At 66.0% G+C, this 19050-nt stretch carries 19 protein-coding genes; 9 read left to right on the top strand and 10 right to left on the bottom strand.

Annotation, left to right across the window (positions count from 1 at the left end; translation table 11 throughout):
• Positions 1-71: 71 nt before the first annotated feature.
• The 3 genes from CVN68_RS04860 to CVN68_RS04850 all read right to left on the bottom strand — a co-directional run bounded on the left by CVN68_RS04860 (position 72) and on the right by CVN68_RS04850 (position 1265).
• On the bottom strand, positions 72-560 hold the full coding sequence (locus CVN68_RS04860; RefSeq protein ID WP_100281203.1) for a hypothetical protein: 489 nt from the start codon (positions 558-560) through the stop codon (positions 72-74).
• Positions 557-919, bottom strand: coding sequence for a phosphoribosyl-AMP cyclohydrolase (gene hisI / locus CVN68_RS04855; protein ID WP_100281202.1), 363 nt, complete (start codon positions 917-919; stop codon positions 557-559). Before hisI ends, CVN68_RS04860 begins: the two co-directional genes overlap by 4 nt.
• A gap of 97 nt (positions 920-1016) precedes the next feature.
• On the bottom strand, positions 1017-1265 hold the full coding sequence (locus tag CVN68_RS04850; protein WP_100281201.1) for a DUF7218 family protein: 249 nt from the start codon (positions 1263-1265) through the stop codon (positions 1017-1019).
• Positions 1266-1393: 128 nt separating this feature from the next.
• On the opposite strand from CVN68_RS04850, the gene purF reads away from it, so the two are divergent.
• Positions 1394-2851 carry an amidophosphoribosyltransferase gene (gene purF / locus CVN68_RS04845; RefSeq protein WP_100281200.1) on the top strand — a complete coding sequence of 486 codons (1458 nt, stop codon included), beginning with the start codon at positions 1394-1396 and terminating at the stop codon, positions 2849-2851.
• Positions 2852-2872: 21 nt separating this feature from the next.
• Entirely contained in the window at positions 2873-3583 is a 711-nt protein-coding gene (locus CVN68_RS04840; protein ID WP_100281199.1) for an SDR family NAD(P)-dependent oxidoreductase, read from the top strand.
• Between the two features lie 74 nt (positions 3584-3657).
• Here CVN68_RS04840 and CVN68_RS04835 read toward each other — a convergent pair whose 3' ends face one another.
• From CVN68_RS04835 to CVN68_RS04810, 6 genes are all read right to left on the bottom strand, one after another.
• Entirely contained in the window at positions 3658-4821 is a 1164-nt protein-coding gene (locus tag CVN68_RS04835) for a serine hydrolase domain-containing protein (protein ID WP_100281198.1), read from the bottom strand.
• Positions 4821-6059, bottom strand: coding sequence for an SAM-dependent methyltransferase (locus CVN68_RS04830; protein ID WP_100284211.1), 1239 nt, complete (start codon positions 6057-6059; stop codon positions 4821-4823). The genes CVN68_RS04835 and CVN68_RS04830 overlap by 1 nt, the downstream gene beginning before the upstream one ends.
• A 59-nt stretch (positions 6060-6118) precedes the next feature.
• The gene (locus CVN68_RS04825; RefSeq protein ID WP_100281197.1) at positions 6119-6418 is read right to left on the bottom strand and encodes a hypothetical protein; all 300 of its coding nucleotides are present in this window, start codon (positions 6416-6418) and stop codon (positions 6119-6121) included.
• 147 nt (positions 6419-6565) lie between these two features.
• Positions 6566-7600 carry a 2-oxoacid:ferredoxin oxidoreductase subunit beta gene (locus CVN68_RS04820; protein WP_100281196.1) on the bottom strand — a complete coding sequence of 345 codons (1035 nt, stop codon included), beginning with the start codon at positions 7598-7600 and terminating at the stop codon, positions 6566-6568.
• A 94-nt stretch (positions 7601-7694) separates the two neighbouring features.
• A complete protein-coding gene (locus CVN68_RS04815; RefSeq protein WP_100281195.1) occupies positions 7695-9638 on the bottom strand; it encodes a 2-oxoacid:acceptor oxidoreductase subunit alpha in 1944 nt (647 codons plus the stop codon).
• 83 nt (positions 9639-9721) lie between these two features.
• Positions 9722-10630 carry a histone deacetylase family protein gene (locus CVN68_RS04810; protein WP_100281194.1) on the bottom strand — a complete coding sequence of 303 codons (909 nt, stop codon included), beginning with the start codon at positions 10628-10630 and terminating at the stop codon, positions 9722-9724.
• 183 nt (positions 10631-10813) lie between these two features.
• Here CVN68_RS04810 and CVN68_RS04805 point away from each other — a divergent pair, with 183 nt between their 5' ends.
• The 7 genes from CVN68_RS04805 (at position 10814) to CVN68_RS04775 (ending at position 17753) form a co-directional block, all read left to right on the top strand.
• Complete coding sequence (locus tag CVN68_RS04805; RefSeq protein ID WP_100281193.1) at positions 10814-11308, top strand: RNA pyrophosphohydrolase; 495 nt, start codon at positions 10814-10816, stop codon at positions 11306-11308.
• Positions 11309-11368: 60 nt separating this feature from the next.
• The gene (locus CVN68_RS04800) at positions 11369-12262 is read left to right on the top strand and encodes a DUF481 domain-containing protein (RefSeq protein ID WP_100281192.1); all 894 of its coding nucleotides are present in this window, start codon (positions 11369-11371) and stop codon (positions 12260-12262) included.
• 104 nt (positions 12263-12366) lie between these two features.
• A complete protein-coding gene (locus CVN68_RS04795) occupies positions 12367-13575 on the top strand; it encodes a hydrolase (protein WP_100281191.1) in 1209 nt (402 codons plus the stop codon).
• Positions 13572-14582, top strand: coding sequence for an arginine N-succinyltransferase (locus tag CVN68_RS04790; protein WP_100281190.1), 1011 nt, complete (start codon positions 13572-13574; stop codon positions 14580-14582). The genes CVN68_RS04795 and CVN68_RS04790 overlap by 4 nt, the downstream gene beginning before the upstream one ends.
• Positions 14569-15840 (top strand): N-succinylarginine dihydrolase, encoded by a 1272-nt coding sequence (locus CVN68_RS04785; RefSeq protein ID WP_100281189.1) that lies wholly within the window; start codon positions 14569-14571, stop codon positions 15838-15840. The genes CVN68_RS04790 and CVN68_RS04785 overlap by 14 nt, the downstream gene beginning before the upstream one ends.
• A gap of 65 nt (positions 15841-15905) precedes the next feature.
• The gene (locus CVN68_RS04780) at positions 15906-16118 is read left to right on the top strand and encodes a hypothetical protein (protein ID WP_100281188.1); all 213 of its coding nucleotides are present in this window, start codon (positions 15906-15908) and stop codon (positions 16116-16118) included.
• A 66-nt stretch (positions 16119-16184) separates the two neighbouring features.
• The gene (locus tag CVN68_RS04775) at positions 16185-17753 is read left to right on the top strand and encodes a pectate lyase (RefSeq protein WP_199560214.1); all 1569 of its coding nucleotides are present in this window, start codon (positions 16185-16187) and stop codon (positions 17751-17753) included.
• A 118-nt stretch (positions 17754-17871) separates the two neighbouring features.
• On the opposite strand, the gene CVN68_RS04770 is transcribed toward CVN68_RS04775, so the two are convergent.
• Positions 17872-18582, bottom strand: a complete 711-nt coding sequence (locus CVN68_RS04770; protein ID WP_100281187.1) for a DUF72 domain-containing protein — start codon at positions 18580-18582, stop codon at positions 17872-17874.
• Positions 18583-19050: the final 468 nt, after the last annotated feature.

The raw sequence follows: 19050 nt of genomic DNA, 5'->3' as shown, positions 1-19050 counted from the left end.
GCGCGGGCTTTAGGAGCGGCGGGCACTGGGGGCAACCTTGGCGCACCCTTCCCTGTGCTTTCGCAGAGGCACTAATCCCCGCACAATCTCCGCCCGCTCGCATCGCGCATCGCGGCGGCTTCGGCGGTCGATTCGCTGAGCCGGGTCACTTCGAGCCCGGTGAACGAGGCGCGGCGGGCGCAGAGCGGTTTGCACGCGTCCGGGAGGGTGCCGGGGAACTTGATCCGGTCGCCGTCATATTGCGCGTCGAAGCGGCACCCCTGCTTGCCGAGCGCGACCTTGAGCGTCGCGCCGCTGCGCTCGACCGTCCCCGACCCGCTGCAGGTGATGCGGTCGCCATAATCAACAAAGGCGCCGATCCGATAGGCCGAGCCGGCGCGGACGACGCAGACCCGGTCGGTGTCGCGGGCATAGAGGCCGGTGAGATCGCTGTCGTCGGGATCGCGGACCAGTCCGCGCTCGATCGCGGCGCTTTCGAGGTCCTGCGGTGCCGGCGCGTTGCCGCCCTCCTGCCCGCCCGAGCAGGCGGCGAGCAGCAGGGCCAATGCGAGCACTCTCATGCGTCGCGGACCAGCCTGCCGTCCTCGATGCGGCGGAAGAAGCAGCTGCGCGCGCCAGTGTGGCAGGCGGGGCCGGCGGGTTCGACCTTGAGCCAGAGCGCGTCCTGATCGCAATCGATCCGCGCCTCGACCACGCGCAGGACGTGGCCCGAGCTCTCGCCTTTCTTCCACAGCCGGCCGCGGCTGCGCGACCAGAAATGTGCCTCGCCGGTGGCGAGGGTGGCCGCGAGCGCCTCGGCGTTCATATGCGCGAGCATGAGCAGTTCGCCGGTCGACGCGTCGGTGGCGACCGCAGTGATCAGGCCGGCGGCATCGTATTTGGGGTTCAGGGTGAGGCTGGTGTCGCGATTGTCGGTCACCCCCCTGCTCTACCCAACTCGTCCAGATCACGGAAGAGCCCGCCCCCGCCCCCTCCCGCTTGCGGAAGGGTCAGGAGGGCCTGACCCGCCAGAGCGATCAATGCTCCCGAATCGCGTCGATCAGTTCGTCCTTGTCCAGCTTCGAGCGGCCCTCGATGCCGATCTCCTTCGCCTCGTCGTACAATTCGTCCTTCGAACGATCCTCGAGGCGGGTGCTTTCATGATCGAGCGTGCCGGCGGCCTTGGCATTGGCGATTCGCGCGGCCTTTTCCTTCGACGCGCCGTCGGCGCGGAGGTCTTCGTAAAGCTTGTCGTTCTTGATCTGGGGTCCGTGGTCCTTGGCCATCAGCGGCTCCTTTCGCCTTGAAAAACGGGCGAAACCCCGCGTCGGTTCATTTCCCTGTGACAAACCGGCGACAAACCGTGCCGGACTGCCTATATGGCCCTCGAGAGTTCCCAACCCCTTGAGGGCTGATGCTTACCACACACCCGTTTGACGATGACAAGCTGCGCGAAGAGTGCGGCATATTCGGCGTTTCCAATTCCGAAGGCGCAGCCGCGCTGGTGGCGTTGGGACTCCATGCCCTCCAGCACCGCGGGCAGGAGGCTGCCGGCATCACCAGCTGGGACGGACGCGAGTTCCACACCCATCGGGCGATGGGCCACGTCGCGGGCAATTTCGACCGCGACGACATCATCCGCAGCCTCTCCGGCAACACCGCCGCGGGGCATGTCCGCTACGCGACCACCGGCGACACGGCGATTCGCAACGTCCAGCCGCTTTATGCCGAGCTGGCCAGCGGCGGCTTCGCGGTGGCGCATAACGGCAACATCTCGAATGCGATGCGGCTGCGGCGCGATCTCGTCCGGCGCGGGGCGATCTTCCAGTCGACCAGCGACACCGAAGTGATCATCCACCTCGTCGCGACTTCGCAATATCGCACCTTGATCGATCGCTTCATCGATGCGCTCAAGCAAGTCGAGGGCGCCTATTCGCTGATCGTGATGACGCCCGAGGGCATGATTGCCTGCCGCGATCCGCTCGGCATCCGCCCGCTGGTGATGGGCAAGCTCGACGATTCGATCATCTTCGCCTCGGAGACGGTGGCGCTCGACGTGGTCGGCGCCGAATATGTCCGCGACGTCGAGGCCGGCGAGCTGGTGATCGTCAAGGGCAGCGAGATCGTCTCGCACAAGCCCTTCCCGCCGATGTCACCGCGGCCCTGCATCTTCGAATATGTCTATTTCTCGCGCCCCGATTCGATCGCCGAGGACCGTAGCGTCTATTCGGTGCGAAAGGCGATCGGCGCGCAGCTGGCGATCGAATCGCCGGTCGACGCCGATCTGATCGTGCCGGTGCCCGATTCGGGCGTACCCGCGGCGATCGGCTATGCCCAGCAGAGCGGCATTCCGTTCGAGCTGGGGATCATCCGCTCGCATTATGTCGGCCGCACCTTCATCCAGCCGGGCGACAAGGTGCGACACCTTGGCGTCAAATTGAAGCACAACGCCAATCGCGAGCTGATCAAGGGCAAGCGCGTGGTGTTGATCGACGATTCGATCGTGCGCGGCACGACCAGCCTCAAGATCGTCCAGATGATGCACGAGGCGGGCGCCGCCGAAGTGCATATGCGGATCGCCTCGCCGCCAACGCGGCACAGCTGCTTCTACGGAGTCGACACGCCAGAGCGCGCCAAATTGCTGGCCGCCCAGCTCGATGTCGGCGGGATGACCGACTTCATCCATGCCGACAGCCTGGCGTTCGTCAGTATCGACGGGCTGTACAAGGCGCTGGGCGAAGTGCACCGCGCCGACATCCATCCCAAATATTGCGACGCCTGCTTCACTGGCGAATATCCGACCACGCTCACCGACCAGGATGAGCTCGCGCCGGTTGACCAGTTCGCGCTTCTGGAGGAACGGGTCGGCTGAGCTGATTCTTCCGGAGCCAGAATGACCGACAAGCCCCTCGCCGACCGTATCGCGCTCGTCACCGGCGCCAGCCGCGGGATCGGCGCCGCCACCGCCCGCGCTTTAGGCGCGGCCGGTGCCCATGTCGTGCTCACCGCGCGCACCGCCGGCGGGCTCGAGGAAGTCGAGGAGGCGATCTACGCATCCGGCGGTTCGGCGACGATCGCGCCGATGGACCTGACCGAGAATGAGAGCGTGTCGCGGCTCGCCGCGGCGGTTTCCGAGCGCTGGCCGGCGCTCGACCTGCTCGTGCTCAACGCGGCGTCGCTGGGGACGCTGAGCGCAATGCCGGCGATCGATTTCAAGGAATTCGCCAAATTGCTGACCCTGAACGTCACTGCGCAGGCGGCGCTGCTGGCAGCGTTCGATCCGCTGCTCAAGGCGGCGAAGCAGGCGCGGGTGATCGGATTGACCTCGAGCGTCGGGCGGACCCCACGGGCCTATTGGGGCACCTACGGCGCTTCGAAGGCGGCATTCGAGAATTTGCTTCTCAGCTATGGTGAGGAAGTGCGCCACATCAGTGGCGTGCGCGTCGGCATCGTCGATCCCGGCGCGACGCGGACAAAGATGCGGGCGCGGGCGTTTCCAGGCGAGAATGCCGAGACGGTGAAGCCGCCGGAAACGGTGGCGGAGCGGATCCTGGCGCTGGCGGTCTTGGGGTTCGAGACCGGGCATTTCGAGCGCGTGGAGTAAAGCTCACCCTCACCCTTCCCTCTCCCATCGGAAGAGGGAAGGAGGCGCGAAGCGCCGGAAGGGTGAGGGTGATTTCACCTGGCCGCAGCCGCGAACAATTTATCGAGGAATGTGGTGCGCGCGGCGCCGTAAGCGGGGTCGCTGGCCTTGTCCGCCGCGGCCGAAACCGCGATCACCGTGCGGGTCTTCGGATCCACCCGGATCGTCTGGCCGAAGATCCCCTGCGCACCGAACCGGCCCTCAGGGTAGGTCCACCATTGATAGCCATAGCCGCGGCCAGGTACGCCGATATCGGCGTGCGAACGAGTCGATTCCGCGAACCAATTGGCCGGGACCACGCTTTTGCCGCCTTCGAGGGCGAACTGGCCGAGCCGGGCATAGTCGCGCAAGGATACCGACAGGCAGCAGCCGCTGACCTCGTGCCCCGAGGGATCGATCATCCAGAAGGCGTCCCGCTCCATCCCATAGGGGCGCCACACCTTCTCGCTCAGATAGTCGGCGAGCGGCTTCTTCGTCGCGCGCATCACCAGCACGCCGATCAAATTCGTCTCGCCGGTCTTGTAGACCCATTTGCTCCCCGGCGCGGTCTCACGCGGGAGCTTCTTCATGTAATAGACCGTCGGATCCTCGCCCGCCGGAACCGGTTCGAGGAACATCCGGGCGACGTCCGATTTCGCGTCGGTATAATCCTCGTTCCATCGCACGCCCGACGTCATGGTGAGCAATTGCGCGATCGTGACGCCCTCATAGCCGCTGCCCGCCAGCTCGGGGATGTACTTCGTCACCGGTTCGTCGACCGATTTGATGTAGCCGTCGCGGATCGCCGCGCCGACGAGAGTCGAAGTGAACGATTTGGCGACCGAGAAGCTGGTCCAGCGCCCTTCCCGGCCATAGCCGCGGGCATAGCGCTCAAGCCGGATCCTGCCGTTCTGGAGCACGATCAGACCGGAGACGTTCTGGCTCGCGATGAAGGCGTCGAGCTCGGCTTCGGAGATCGGCAACGGCCTGCCAGCGGGCAGCGCGCGGACCTTGCCGCCGGCCCTGACGACATGACCGGGGAAGATCTTTTCCATGTGCGGGAAATTGGCGTCGCGCTGCTTCTGGCTCCAGAACAGCACCTCGGCGCCGACTTTGCGCAGCCCGCTGGTATCCTGCGCGTTGACCAGCACGCCCTGCGCCGCTGCAGGACCCGCCATCGTCGCGAGCGCGAGCGCACCCGTCAGCATCCAGCTCTTCATCACCCCTCCTTGACCAGCGTGACCTGCACGACGTCGATACCGCCGCCGCGAAAGCCGCCCTCGCAATATTTCAGATAATAGCGCCAGAGCGCGACGAAACGCGCGTCGAACTGCGCCGGCAATATCCTCGCGGCCGCGGCGGCGTCGAAATTCTCGCGCCAGCGCTTGAGCGTCTCGGCATAATCGAGCCCGAATGCCGCCCGATTGCGCCAGTCGAGCCCGTTGCTGGCGGCAAGACGTCGGAATTCGCTCTCGCGGATCAGCAATCCGCCCGGGAAGATGTACCGCTGGATGAAGTCGACATTATTGGCATAGCCTTCGAACAGGGCGTCGTCGAAAAGGATCACCTGCAGCGCTGCCCGCCCGCCGGGCTTGAGAACCCGTGCGATCGCCGAGAGATATGCCGGCCAATATTCCCGACCTACCGCTTCGGCCATCTCGATGCTGACCACAGCGTCGTAACGGCCGGTGACGTCACGATAATCGGTGAGCGCGAAGCTGGCGCGGTCGAGCCCGGCGGTGCGCGCCTCGGCCCAGGCCTTTTGCTCGATCGAGAGCGTGATGCCGTGCACCCGCCGCCCTGCCCGTGCGGCGAGCTCGGCGAACGAGCCCCAGCCGCAGCCGATCTCGAGGATCGTATCGCCCGGCGCGGTGGCGGTGCGCTCCAGCATCGCCTGCAGCTTGGCTTGCTGCGCCGACTCTAGCGACTGCCCCGGATCGGCGAAGCGCGCGCTCGAATAGGTCATGCCCTTGTCGAGCCATGGCCGGTAGAAATCGTTGCCGAGATCATAATGGAACTGGATGTTGCGCCGCGAGCCGCCGCGATGGTTGCGCCGCGCCCAGTGCCAGAGGCGTTTGGCGAGCCGCCACGGGCCGGTGGCGCGTGCCGGCGGCGCGAGCCCGGCCCGATTGCGGCTGAACAAGGCGAAGAGCTGGACCGGATCGGGGCTCGCCCATTCCCCCGCCGCCCAGGCCTCATACCAGCCGCTCGATCCTTCGAGCGCGAGCCGGAGCAGCGCGCGCCAGCTGCGCAGGTCGACCACCGCTGCCGGCCCGTCGCTGCGCCCGCCCAGCAGCCGCGCCCGCCCGTTGGGCAACAACAGTTCGAGACTGCCCTCGGCGATGCCGCGATCGAGCCGATCGAGCTGGCGATGAAAGACGGGCGCGAACAGGGCCAGCGGGCCGCCGCTGCGTCCCGTTTGCTGTCTGCGACCCTGTCCCCCCGTCGGCGCGTTCATCGCGCCTTTCATGCACGCGGCAGCGGCACGGGCAAGCGCTTATCTTCGCTGAGCTGGTGTCACTCGGAGACGCAGAGACGCGGGCCGTCATGCGATAAATGGGGACCCACGGGCTCCCAGGACAGCGGCGTGGTGTCCTCGGTCTCGAAACAGGCGAGCTTGGTGCGTGGGTTGAAGCCGCCGGTGGCGCGGGTCAACAGCGACTGATCCTTGCGGCGCTCGACGATCAGCGCAAGTCGATAGGGCGCAATGTACGGCGAGCCCATCTCCTGCCGCGCCGCGAACGTCTTCGGAAGCGGCGTGCCCACATAGGTCTGCGCGTTGCGAAGGTGCCGAGGAACATCTTCGTACAGGTCCACTCGGGCACAGCGGCTGCGGATCGACCCGCTCGACCGTATCGGCGACCACGATCGACAGACTTGCGACATCGGGCGCGGGCCCCGGCTGCACCGGGCGGCGCGGCAAGGGCATCTGCACGTCCTGCATGAGCAGCAGCGCCCAGAGCATCACATAGCGTGCGGCTGCTTGTCGACCATCCAGGTCTGGCCCTTGGCGACGAGCTTTTGCAGGTCGGGCAATTTGCCCTCGGCGGCAGCCTTGTTCTGGGCGACCACGGCGCTCTCGAAGGTCGGCGCGGGATCGTCGTAGAGCACGCCCAGCGCCATCGGGAACGGCCCGAACGGCATCTCGACCAGCATATGGGCGATCGCGCGGTTGGAGACGTTGTGGACGATCACTCCCGCGGCCTCCCAGTCGCCATCGACAACGTCGACCACTTTCACTGTCAGCGCCTCGCGATCGAGCGATATCCCCTTGGCGCCGCCCGCGAACAGCATCGGCTTGCCGTGCTCGACCCAGAGCTGGTTGTGCGCGGCATTGGGCTTGGCGGTGAAGGGCTCGAACACGTCGTCGTTATAGACGATGCAATTCTGGAAGATCTCGACGAACGCCGCGCCCTGATGCGCATGCGCCGCCTTGAGAACCGATGGCAGGTTCTTGTTCACGTCGATCCCGCGCGCGACGAAACGCCCGCCGCTGCCGAGGGCGAAGGCGCAAGGCTTGGCAGGGTGATCGACCGAGCCGAACGGCGTCGACGGGCTGCGGGTGCCCTCACGCGAGGTCGGCGAATATTGACCCTTGGTGAGGCCATAGATCTCGTTGTTGAACAGCAGGACCTGGCAGTTCAGATTCCGTCTGAGCAGATGCATCGTGTGGTTGCCGCCGATCGACAGCGCGTCGCCGTCGCCGGTGATGATCCACACGTCGAGATCGGGATTGGCAAGCTTGACCCCGGTCGCCACCGCCGGCGCGCGGCCGTGGATGGTGTGGAAGCCATAGGTCTCCATATAATAGGGAAAGCGCGAAGAGCAGCCGATCCCGCTGACGAACACGGTGTTCTCGGGCGTGCCGCCGATCTCGGGCATGGTGCGCTGCACCGCCTTGAGGATCGCATAATCGCCGCAGCCCGGGCACCAGCGCACCTCCTGGTCGGTCTCCCAATCCTTCGGCGTGCTGGGACGGATGGTGGTGATCTCGTTCATTGGAACGCCGCCAAAATCATCAGTGGAAGGAGAAATGCCGCCATTAGACCGCCCCAGAAAAGGGTCAGTTTCAACTGCGAGGACGTTTCGATCTTCATGGATTCACAGCCTCCGGGCTGGGCAGCTGGGTATCGTCGGGGCCGAGCTCTTCGGCACGGTCGCTGGTCAGATGGCGACCGATCGCGCTCTCGATCTCGGCGATGGTGAAGGGCTGGCCCGACACTTTGTTGAGCGGCACCGCGTTGACCAGATACTGGTCGCGCAGCACCGTCTTGAGCTGGCCGGTGTTCATTTCCGGTACGAGAATATGCTCGTAACTCTTCAACAGATCGCCAAGATTTTTCGGTAGCGGCCAGATGTGGCGGATATGGATGTGCGCGACATCCTGTCCCTTTGCCCGCGCGCGGCGGACGGCGCTGGCGATCGGGCCGTAGGTCGAGCCCCAGCCGACCACGACGAGCTTGCCGCTTTCGGGTCCGTGCTCGACGACCTGGTCGGGGATCTGGATCCCGAGCACCTTGTCGCGGCGGATGTCCGTCATCGCCTGGTGGTTACCCGGCGAATAATCGATATTGCCGGTCCCCAGCGCCTTCTCGATCCCGCCGATGCGGTGGAGCAGCCCCGGCGTGCCCGGCTTGACCCACGGACGCTTGAGCTTCTCGTCGCGCGCGTAGGGCAGGAATTTCTCGCCCTCGGCCGGCAGCTCGGTGTGGAAGGTCACCGGGAACGGCTTGTAGGTGCTCATGTCGGGCACCTTCCAAGGCTCGGCGGCATTGGCGATATAGCCGTCGGTGAGGATCATCACCGGGGTCATATATTGCGTGGCGATCCGTACCGCCTCGATCGCGACGTCGAAGCAATCGGCGGCCGAACGCGCGGCGAGCACCGGCATCGGCGCGTCGCCGTTGCGGCCATAGACCGCCTGGTACAGGTCCGACTGCTCGGTTTTCGTGGGAAGACCCGTGGAGGGTCCGCCGCGCTGCGAATTGACGATGACCAGCGGCAGTTCGGTCATGATCGCGAGCCCCATCGCCTCGCCCTTCAAGGCGATGCCGGGACCCGAGGATGACGTCACGCCCAGCGAGCCGGCATAAGCGGCGCCGAGCGCCGAGGCGATCGCGGCGATCTCGTCCTCGGCCTGGAACGTGGTGACGCCATATTCCTTGTAGCGCGCGAGGCTGTGAAGGATCGCCGATGCGGGCGTGATCGGATAGCCGCCGAAGAACATCGGCAGATTGGCGAGCTGCGCGCCGACCACGAGGCCCATCGAGATCGAATCGGCGCCGGTGACGGTGCGGTACAACCCCGGCTCGGAAGGCGCCGCCGCGACCTGACGCTGGGCAATCCCCATCGCGCCGAGCTCGGCGGTCTCGCCATAAGCATGGCCGGCGTTGAGTGCAGCGATGTTTGCCTCGGCGAGGTTGGGCGCCTTGGCGAATTTGGTGCGCAGCCACTCGACCAGCGGCGCGCGGTCGCGGTCGAACATCCAGAGCGCCAGTCCCAGCGTCCACATGTTCTTGCAGCGCAGCGCTTCCTTGTTGCCCAGCCCGAACGGCTTGACTGCCTCGACGGTCAGCGCCGAGATGTCGAGCTTGAGCAATTGCCACTTGTCGAGGCTGCCATCCTCGAGCGGATTGGCGGCATATTTGGCCTTGTCGAGGTTGCGCTGGCCGAATTCGCCCGCGTCGGCGATGATCAGCCCGCCAGGCTTGAGCGCCTCGACATTGGTCTTGAGCGCCGCCGGGTTCATCGCGACGAGCACGTCGGGCTGATCGCCCGCAGTGTCGATCCGCGTCGAGCCGAAATTGATCTGGAAGGCCGATACGCCGAACAAGGTGCCCTGCGGCGCGCGGATTTCGGCGGGGAAATCGGGGAAGGTCGCGAGGTCGTTGCCGGCAAGCGCGGTCGACAGCGTGAACTGGCCCCCGGTCAACTGCATGCCGTCACCGGAGTCGCCGGCGAACCGGACGACGATCGCTTCGGGTGCGGGATGGGCCGACGCCTCTTCGGGCGTCAGCTGATGCGCGGCGGTTGCCATGGCCGGTCTGGGTTCCTGCGGTTTGTCTATCCTTGTGAGTGCTCTACGCCTCCCTTGCGATACGCCCAAGGTAGAAAATGCCCTCACGCCTGCAATGGCTGCTTTGCGGCCTCCTTGCCAAGCGCGCAGATCGAGGCGACGTGCCGTCGCGAGACTTCGAGCGCGTCGACCCCATAGCCGCCGCCCAGCGCGCTGGCGAAGGGGATGCCGCGCCCGGCGAAGGTGCGCGCGATCCAGCGGTCGCGATCGATCAGCCCCTGATAGCTGAGCGCGAGCCGGCCGAGCCGGTCGCCCGCGAGCGGATCGACGCCGGCCTGATAGAGGACGAGATCGGGGGCGAAATCATCGAGCAGCGGCAACAGCGTTCGAGCGAGGATATCGAGATATTCCACGTCGCCGGTGCCGTCGGCGAGCGGCACGTCGAGAGTCGAGCGGGCCTTGCGGACCGGGAAGTTCTTCTCGGCATGGATCGAATAGGTCGCGATGTCGGTGCGCCCGGCGGTCAGCGCCGCGGTGCCGTCGCCTTGATGGACGTCGCAGTCGACGACGAGCACGCGCCGCCCCTCTTCGGTCAGCCGTACCGCGGCGAGCGCGAGATCGTTGAACACGCAGAACCCCGCCCCGGTATCGGCGAGCGCGTGATGGCTGCCGCCCGCGGTATTGGCGGCGTATCCGTGCGTGAGCGCGAGGCGCGCCGCCAGATACGTCCCGCCGGGTACGATCTGCGCGCGCAACGCCACCTCGGGAGTGACCGGGAAGCCGATCCGGCGCGCCTTGTGCGGCGGCACGCGCGCCTCGATAACTTCGGCGACATATTCCGGATCGTGCACTGCCTCGAGCCACGCCCGCGGCATCGGCTCGGGCGCGTGCCAGACGAAGCCGTCCCCCTCCGCGCGCAGCAAGTCGCGGACCAGCCCGTTCTTGTTCCATTGATACTGGCTCCGCGCCGGCGCCGGGGCGACATAGGCCGGGTGATGGACGAGGTGGATCATCGGGCCTCTTTAGCTGCTCCCCTCCCTGCAAGGGAGAGGCCCGGGGTGGGTGCGACCCCGGCGAAGGCCGGAGGAGCCCATCGGGCTGCGGGGAATAAAGAAAAGGCCGGGCATCGAGCCCAACCTTTTCTTACCCACCCCTACCCCCTCCCTTGCGGGGAGGGGAATGTGTATGGGAGCGCCATGACCGACACCGCCTCCCTCCCCTATCGTCCCTGCGCCGGCGTGATGCTGGTCAACCGCGAAGGTCGGGTGTTCGTCGGGCAGCGGCTCGATTCCACGCTCGAGGCGTGGCAGATGCCGCAGGGCGGGATCGATCCCGGCGAGGATCCCCTCGAGGCGACGTGGCGCGAGCTTCGGGAAGAGACCGGGGTGCGGCGCGAACAGGCCGAACTGGTCGCCACCGCCCCCGACGAACTGACCTATGACTTGCCCGAGGATCTGATCGGCAAGGTGTGGAAAGGCAAATGGCGCGGCCAGCGGCAGCGCTGGTTCCTGTTCCGCTTCCTCGGCGAGGATCGAGACGTCGACATCGCCACCGCCGAACCCGAGTTTCGCGCCTGGCGCTGGGCCGAGCCCGCCGACCTCCCCGACATCATCGTGCCCTTCAAGCGCGATCTCTACCGTCAGCTTCTCGACATCTTCGCCGGGGAGCTCGACTCGCTTCGTCGGGCGTAACGATCCATTCGTCGCGCCGCGCCCTTTTGGTGCCCTATTAATATGACTAGGGAGCAGCCCATGCGTGCCCTGCTCCTCGCCCTGCCGTTGCTGCTGGCCAACACCGCGGCCGAAGATCCGCAGATCCCGCCGACGATCAAGTCGATGCTCGACGCCGCGATTGCTTCGGGCAGCGAAGGCGACGTCGCGGTGATCGTCAAATATGCCAGGACCGCCGACCCGGCGAGCGCCGATCTCGTCGTCAAGATCGCCACCGACTGGCGCAACGACCGGCTCGCCAAGGCCAACCGGCTGATCCGCGAGGCCGATTTCTTCGATCTGATCAAGGGCCGCGCCGAGCTCGGCGGCTATGTCAGCACCGGCAATAGCGAGAATGTCGGGTTCACCGCCGCGATCGAAGTGAAGCGCGAAGCACTCGAATGGCGGCACAAGGTGCGCCTCCAGGCCGATTATCAGGAGAGCCTCGGCGTTCTCACCCGCGAGCGCTATCTCGCCGCTTATGAGCCCAACTGGAAGTTCGACGACCGCGCCTATATGTATGGCGCCGCGCAATATGAGAGCGATCGCTTCTCGGGCTTTTACGACCGCGTGTCGCTGTCGAGCGGCGCGGGTTACAGCGCGATCCGCTCTCCGGCAGTGAAGCTCGATGTCGAACTGGGGCCGGCCTATCGATTGACCAGGTTCATCGACGACAAAAGAGAGAGCAACCTCGCCGCGCGCGGCAGCGTCGATTTCGGCTGGAAATTGTCGCGGAGCATTTCGGTGACCCAGAATGCCTCGGCCTATGTGCAGGAGGCGAACAGCACGGTGTCGAGCCGCTCGGCGCTGCTGGCGAAGCTGTTCGGGCCGCTCTCGGCGCAATTCTCGTACACGCTCCAGTATGAAAGCACGCCGCCGATCGGCCGCCAGACCACCGACACCACCAGCCGCGCGGCTTTGGTGGTGGATTTCTGACAGGCGATCCTCCCCTGCTTCGCGAGGGATTGCATAGCCTTCCTGCATGAGGCCCCAGCGTTCGCCGGGATGACGGACATAATATTTCGCGCTACCAGCCAGTGATGAACGGGCTTTCCAGCATCGAGCAAGCGGCGGTCGAGCAAGTGGCGCAGGCGCCGATGCTCGCGCGGACGGAGGCGTGGACCGCGATCAACAGCGGCACGCACAACCTCGCCGGGCTGGCGCGCATCGCCGACCTGCTCGCGGACGCCTTTTCAATGCTCCCCGGACATCTCGCACTGGTCGATCCAGCGCCCGCGGAGAGCGTCACCGCCGACGGCCGCGTCGAGGCGATCGGCCATGGCCGCCATCTTCACCTCGCGGTGCGGCCCGAGGCGCCGGTGCAGATGCTGCTCACCGGGCACATGGATACCGTGTTCGGTGCCGACCATCCGTTCCAGACCGGCCGCTGGCTCGACGACGGGCGCTTCAACGCCCCCGGCGCGGCCGACATGAAGGGGGGCCTCGCGCTGATGCTCGCCGCGCTCGAGGCAGTAGAAGCGAGCCCGCTCGCCGGACGGCTGGGCTATGAGGTGGTGATCAATTCGGACGAGGAGACCGGCTCCTTCGCCTCGCGCGGGCTGATCGAGGGCGCCGCCCGCGGCAAGGTCGCGGCACTCACCTACGAGCCCGCCCTCCCCGACGGCACGCTGGCCGGCGCACGCGGCGGCACCGGCAATTTCTCGCTGATCGTTCATGGCCGCAGCGCTCATGCCGGGCGCAACCCCGAGGAGGGGCGCAACGCATTGGTCGCCGCGGCGGCACTTGCGGTGCGGCTGGCCGAAGCAAGGGCACCCGGCCTCGCAGTCAATCCCGCGCGGATCGATGGCGGCGGACCCAACAACGTCGTCCCCGATCTCGCCATCCTGCGCGTCAATTTCCGGCCGCGGGACGAATGGAGCATCTCGATCGCCAGGGCCGCGATCGATCGCGCCGCGAATGACGTCATGGCGTCGCATGACGTTCGCATCGAGGTGCATGGCAGCTTCAATCGCCCGCCCAAGCCGCTCGATCCCGGTGCCGAACGCCTGTTCGAGCTGGTCCGCGAAGCCGGCGGCGATCTGGGCATTCCCGTCGCGTGGAAGGCCACCGGCGGAGTGTGCGACGGCAACAACATCGCAGCATGCGGCGTCCCCGTGGTCGACACGATGGGCGCGCGGGGCGGCGCGATTCACTCAGCGGAGGAATTTTTGATCCCCGAAAGCCTGCCCGAACGCGCCGCGTTGTCGGCGCTGACCATCCTGCGCATCGCCGAGCGAGGCCGGCCATGAGCTTTCGCATCCGCGCCGCGCGCGACGAGGATCTCCAGCCGCTCTACGAGATGGCCAAGCTCACCGGCGGTGGCTTCACCAATTTGCCGCCCGAAAAGGACGCGCTGCGCGCCAAGCTGGTCCGCAGCCACGCCGCCTTCGCGCGCGACGAGGACGGGCTGTTCGACGATCTGTTCGTACTCGTGCTGGAGAATGTAGAGACGGGGGAGGTGCGCGGCACCTGCCAGATCTTCACGCATGTCGGCCAGCATTGGCCCTTCTACAGCTATCGGATGGGCACGGTCACCAAGCACAGCCAGGAACTCAACCGAACTTTTCGCGCTGAAATCCTGAGCCTGGTCAACGATCTTGAAGGTTCGAGTGAAGTCGGCGGTCTGTTTCTCCATCCCGGCGAGCGCGCCGGGGGCTTGGGCATGCTGCTCGCGCGCAGCCGCTATCTGTTCATCGCCCGCCATCGTGCGCGCTTCGCCGAGCGGATCCTTGCCGAGTTGCGCGGGGTGATCGACGAGGCCGGCGGTTCGCCTTTCTGGGACGGCGTCGCCGGGCGCTTCTTTGGGATGAACTTCCAGCAGGCCGACGAATTCAACGCGACGCACGGCAACCAGTTCATCGCCGATCTGATGCCCAAGCATCCGATCTACACCGCGATGCTCCAGGAGAGCGCCCGCTCGGTGATCGGCCTGCCCCACCCTTCGGGCCGGGCGGCGATGCGGATGCTCGAGAGCGAGGGTTTCGCGTTCGAGAATTACATCGACATCTTCGATGGCGGCCCGACGATGACCGCGCGCACCGACAATGTCCGCACGATCCGCGACGCGAAGACCGTGACGGTGACTGCGATCGGCGAAGGCGGCGCACCGGCCATGCTCGCCACCGGGCGGCTCGCCGATTTCCGCGTCGCTTATGGCCGGATCGAGGCGCACGAGAGAGGCGTGACGATCGACTCGGGATGCGCCACCGCGCTCGGCATCGCGGCGGGAGACGAGGTGTTCCATGTCGCGCGGTGACGGGCGGCTCACCGAGATCAACTTCGACGGCATCATCGGCCCCAGCCACAATTATGCCGGCCTGAGCCCCGGCAACCTGGCGGCGACGCGCAATCGCGGGCGCACCGCGCACCCGCGTGCCGCCGCGCTCCAGGGCGTGGCCAAGATGCGCGCGAACCTGAAGCTGGGCCTGACCCAAGGCGTGCTTCTCCCCCATGCCCGGCCCGACCATCGCTGGCTCGCCAGCCTGGCCACCGACTATGCGGCCGCGCCCGGTCATCTGCAGGCGCAGGCGATGTCGGCCTCGGCGATGTGGGCCGCCAATGCCGCGACGGTGTCGCCCGGCCCCGATACTGCGGACGGGCGCTGCCATCTGACCGTCGCCAATCTCGCCACCTTGCCTCATCGCAGCCATGAATGGCCCGAGACGCTGGCCCAGCTTCGTCTCGCTTTTGCTGACCCCGCCTTCGCAGTGCATGCGCCGATCTCCGCTCCGTTCGGGGACGAAGGCGCGGCCAATCATATGCGGCTGGCGGCGACGCATGACGCGCCAGGCGTCGAGATCTTCGTCTACGGCACATCCGGCGGCCCCTTTCCCGCGCGCCAGCACCGCGACGCGAGCGGCGCCATCGCCCGCCGCCACGGTCTGGATCCGGGACGGACATTGTTCGTCCAGCAGTCCGAGGCGGCGATCGCCGCGGGCGCCTTTCACAATGACGTCGTCGCGGTGGCAAACGGTCGGGTGCTGTTCGCGCACGAACATGCCTTCGCCGACAAGCAGCGTTTCTATGACGATCTCCGCGCGGCGTTCCCCGAAGTCGAGATCGTTGAGGTGCCTGCCGCGCAAGTCAGCCTCGAGGACGCCATCGCCTCGTATCTGTTCAACGCTCAATTGGTCGCGTTGCCGTCGGGCGAAACCGCACTGATCGTTCCCGAGGAGGCGCATGAGACGCCGAGCGTCCGGGGGTGGCTCGAGGCGCATGTCGCCGGCAACGGCCCGATCCGCCGGGTGGAGGTAGTCGATGTCCGCCAGTCGATGGCGAATGGCGGCGGCCCGGCCTGTTTGCGGCTGCGGGTGGTGGCCGACCCGGCAACCGTCGATCCGCGCTTCCTCGTCGACGCGGCGCGTCTTGACGTCATCGCGCAGGTGATCGAGGCGCATTGGCCCGAGGCGATCAGCGCGCAGGCGATCGGCGACCCCGCGCTGGTCGCCCGGATCGAAAGGGCGCGACGCGCCCTGCTGGAAGCGCTCGAAACTGTCGAATTAATTGACAGGTAACCATTCTCGTTAACTCGGGAATGGCCGATTTCCGGGCTTGGCCCGCTGCTTGCTTAGCTTCTGGCATGTTCAACCGTGTCCGCCGCCTCTTCACGATCAAGACCAAGTTCGAGGCCTATCTGGTGATCTACGGCCTCGGCACCGGCGCAGTGGAGCGCGGGATGCACTATCTCGATCGCTTCCCCGGCTGGGGCGGCGAGGCATTGTTCCTGCTCTGCCCGATCGCAGTGTTCATGGCGGGCGCGAAGATCCTCGATACGTTCGATATCCCGCAATAGCTGCTACCGGTGTCATTCGGGTTTTGCTAAGCCCGCGCCATAACAGAATTGGCGAGGAGTCGAGGGATGCGGGCATTGCTATTGGGCTGGGCACTGGCGGCGAGCCTCGCCGTTCCGGCGGTCGCCGCACCCGACCGGGCCGAAGTCACCGCGACGATGAAGCGCGCGACTCGCTTCATGGTCGAGAAGGTCGCCACCAATGGCGGCTATGTCTGGTCCTACCTCCCCGACATGTCGCGCCGCTGGGGCGAGATGGAGGCGTTCCCGACGATGATCTGGGTCCAGCCCCCCGGCACCGCGACGATGGGGCACCTCTATCTCGACGCCTATCATGCCACCGGCGATCCCTATTATTACGCGGCGGCGGAGCAGGCCGCCAACGCGCTGATCGCGATCCAGCAGGATAATGGCGGCTGGCATTATTTCGGCGATTTCGGCGGCGCTGCGTCGAAGCAGCGCTGGTACGACACGATCGGCAAGAACGCGTGGCGGCTCGAGGAATTCCAGCATGACTGGGGCAATGCCACGTTCGACGACGCCGGCACCTCGGAATCGATGCAGTTCCTGCTGCGCCTCTATGTCGAGAAGCACGATCCGAAATACCTGCCGGCGCTGACCAAGGCACTGAACTTCGTGCTCGACAGCCAGTATCCGATCGGCGGCTGGCCCCAGCGCTTCCCGCTCAAGAGCGACTTCAGCCATCACGGCAAGCCCGATTACACCAGCTTCATCACCTTCAATGACGATGTCGCGGGCGAGAATATCCAGTTCCTGCTCTATGCGTATCAGACGCTGGGGGGCGACGCGCGCGTCCATGACGCCATCGTCCGCGCGATGAACGTCTACCTCGTCACCCAGCAGGCGAAGCCGCAGGCCGGATGGGGGCTGCAATATACGCTCGACCTCAAGCCTGTAGGCGCGCGCACCTATGAGCCCACCGCCCTCGTCACCCACACTAGCGCGGCCAATGTCCGGCAGCTGTTCCGCTTCTACCGGCTGACCGGCGACAAGAAGTTCCTCGCCCGGGTTCCCGAGGCGCTCGACTGGCTCGAATCCGTCAAACTGCCTGCGGACCAGGTCAAGAACGGCCGCGCTTTCCCGACCTTCATCGAGATCGGCACCAATCGGCCGCTCTACGTCCACCGTCGCGGCTCGAACGTAGTCAACGGCGAATATTATGCCGATTACGATCCCGCCAACACGATCACCCATTACAGCGCGACTCGCGCGATCGACCTTGCCGGGCTGCGCCGCGAATATGACACGCTGGTCGCCTCGGATCCCACCGCGATCACCAAGGAATCGCCGCTGCGCACGGCGCAGCCGTTGCCGCGCTATTTCCTCGTCGAGGAAGTCGCGACCTCCGACCTCAATACCGCAGGCGGCAAGCGTTCGCCCGAGGCCCTGATCAAGTCGCTCAACGCCACCGGCTGGTGGCCGACCGAGCTCAAGGCGACGAGCAACCCTTATGCCGGCGACGGCGGCGCCACCCCCGCGGCCGGGGATTTCAGCCGCACCAAGGTCGGCGACACGACCGACACCTCGCCCTACGAGACCGACAAGCCCGTCACTGGCATCTCGACCGGCACCTATATCGAGAACATGAAGGTGCTGATCGGGGCATTGCGGCAATAGCCTTCACCGTCACCCCGGCCGCAGTGCCGGGGTCCACTGTGCGACACGCAAAGGCCTTTGAGCCGCTTTCTGCTCGCTAGCGGCTTGGTAGACCCCGGCGCTGTGGCCGGGGTGACGATTAAAGAAGTTCGGTCAGGTCGAGCGCGTTGCCCAGCGCCGCGCCCGACGCGGTGTTGTCGAAGATCGTCCAGACATCGCCCGCCCCCGCTGCGATACGCTTTGCGAGCGCGGCGAGCCGGGCGTCGTCATAGCTCGACCAATAGACCCGCGGCGCGCCGTGGAGCCGGATATAGGTTAGCCCGCGCCATCCGCCGGGCGCATGCGCCGCTTCGGGCACCGGCGGGTCGGCGAGCACGCGCGCGATCCGCCGCGCAGTCAGCAGTGCGTCGACCTCGGGTACATACCAGCTCGCATGCCGGGGCTCGATCACCACCTGGCCGCCGAGCAGCCGATCGAGCGAATCGAAGAAGCGCGCGGCAAGGTCACCCGGAAAGGCGAAGCTCGGCGGCAACTGGACGAGCAGCGGCCCGCGTTTGTCGCCCAGCCCGGCCACTTCTCCGGCAAAGGCCGCCAGCAAGCCGTCGCAATCGACCAGTTTCGCCTTGTGGGTGATCGCCTTGGGCAGCTTGACGGCGAAGCGGAAGTCCACGGGCACTGCCTCCGCCCACCGGGCATAGGTCGACGGGCGGTGCGGGCGATGGAAACTGCTGTTGATCTCGGCGGCGTTCAGCTGTTGCGCATAGCGCTGGAGGTGCGTTCCCTCACCCGGAACGCGATCGGCAAACTGCTGCGGGATCGACCAACCCGCGGTGCCGATCCTCACCACCATTGCCCCACTTCCACCGATGGAGGAAATTGGCGCCCGGAACGATTCGAACGTCCGACCCTCAGATTCATAGTATGATGCTCTATCCAAGCACTTGTCGAATGACTCTGCCGAACTTTCCCAAGATCAGGTTCCGCTAGTGTTTGTCCAGACCAGAATACGCCATTTAGCTCCCGTCGGGAGATGCGTATGGTTGCTTGGTGGCGGGAATGGGTCACCTTGGTTCACAGTGACCTCGCACTTACACGACTGGCATTTATAGATACCCGACTGAGGAACGATATCGCCCGGATCGTAGTCCGCTGTCCAGATGACCTCCATTCCATTCGCAAATTTCACATTTGAAGCGTCAATATACCAAGCACTGGTCGAGGTCATTCGTCCCTGCGGGCTGCGAGCACAAGTTCGGCATCCCCTTCGCCGCCAAGCTCTTCGGCGATTGCTGGACACGAAAAAGCCGGATCATTCCTG

The organism is Sphingomonas psychrotolerans (assembly GCF_002796605.1).
GTDB classification, from domain to species: domain Bacteria; phylum Pseudomonadota; class Alphaproteobacteria; order Sphingomonadales; family Sphingomonadaceae; genus Sphingomonas; species Sphingomonas psychrotolerans.
Note: the sequence above shows the minus strand (reverse complement) of the source record. Positions and strands in the feature narration are given on the sequence as shown.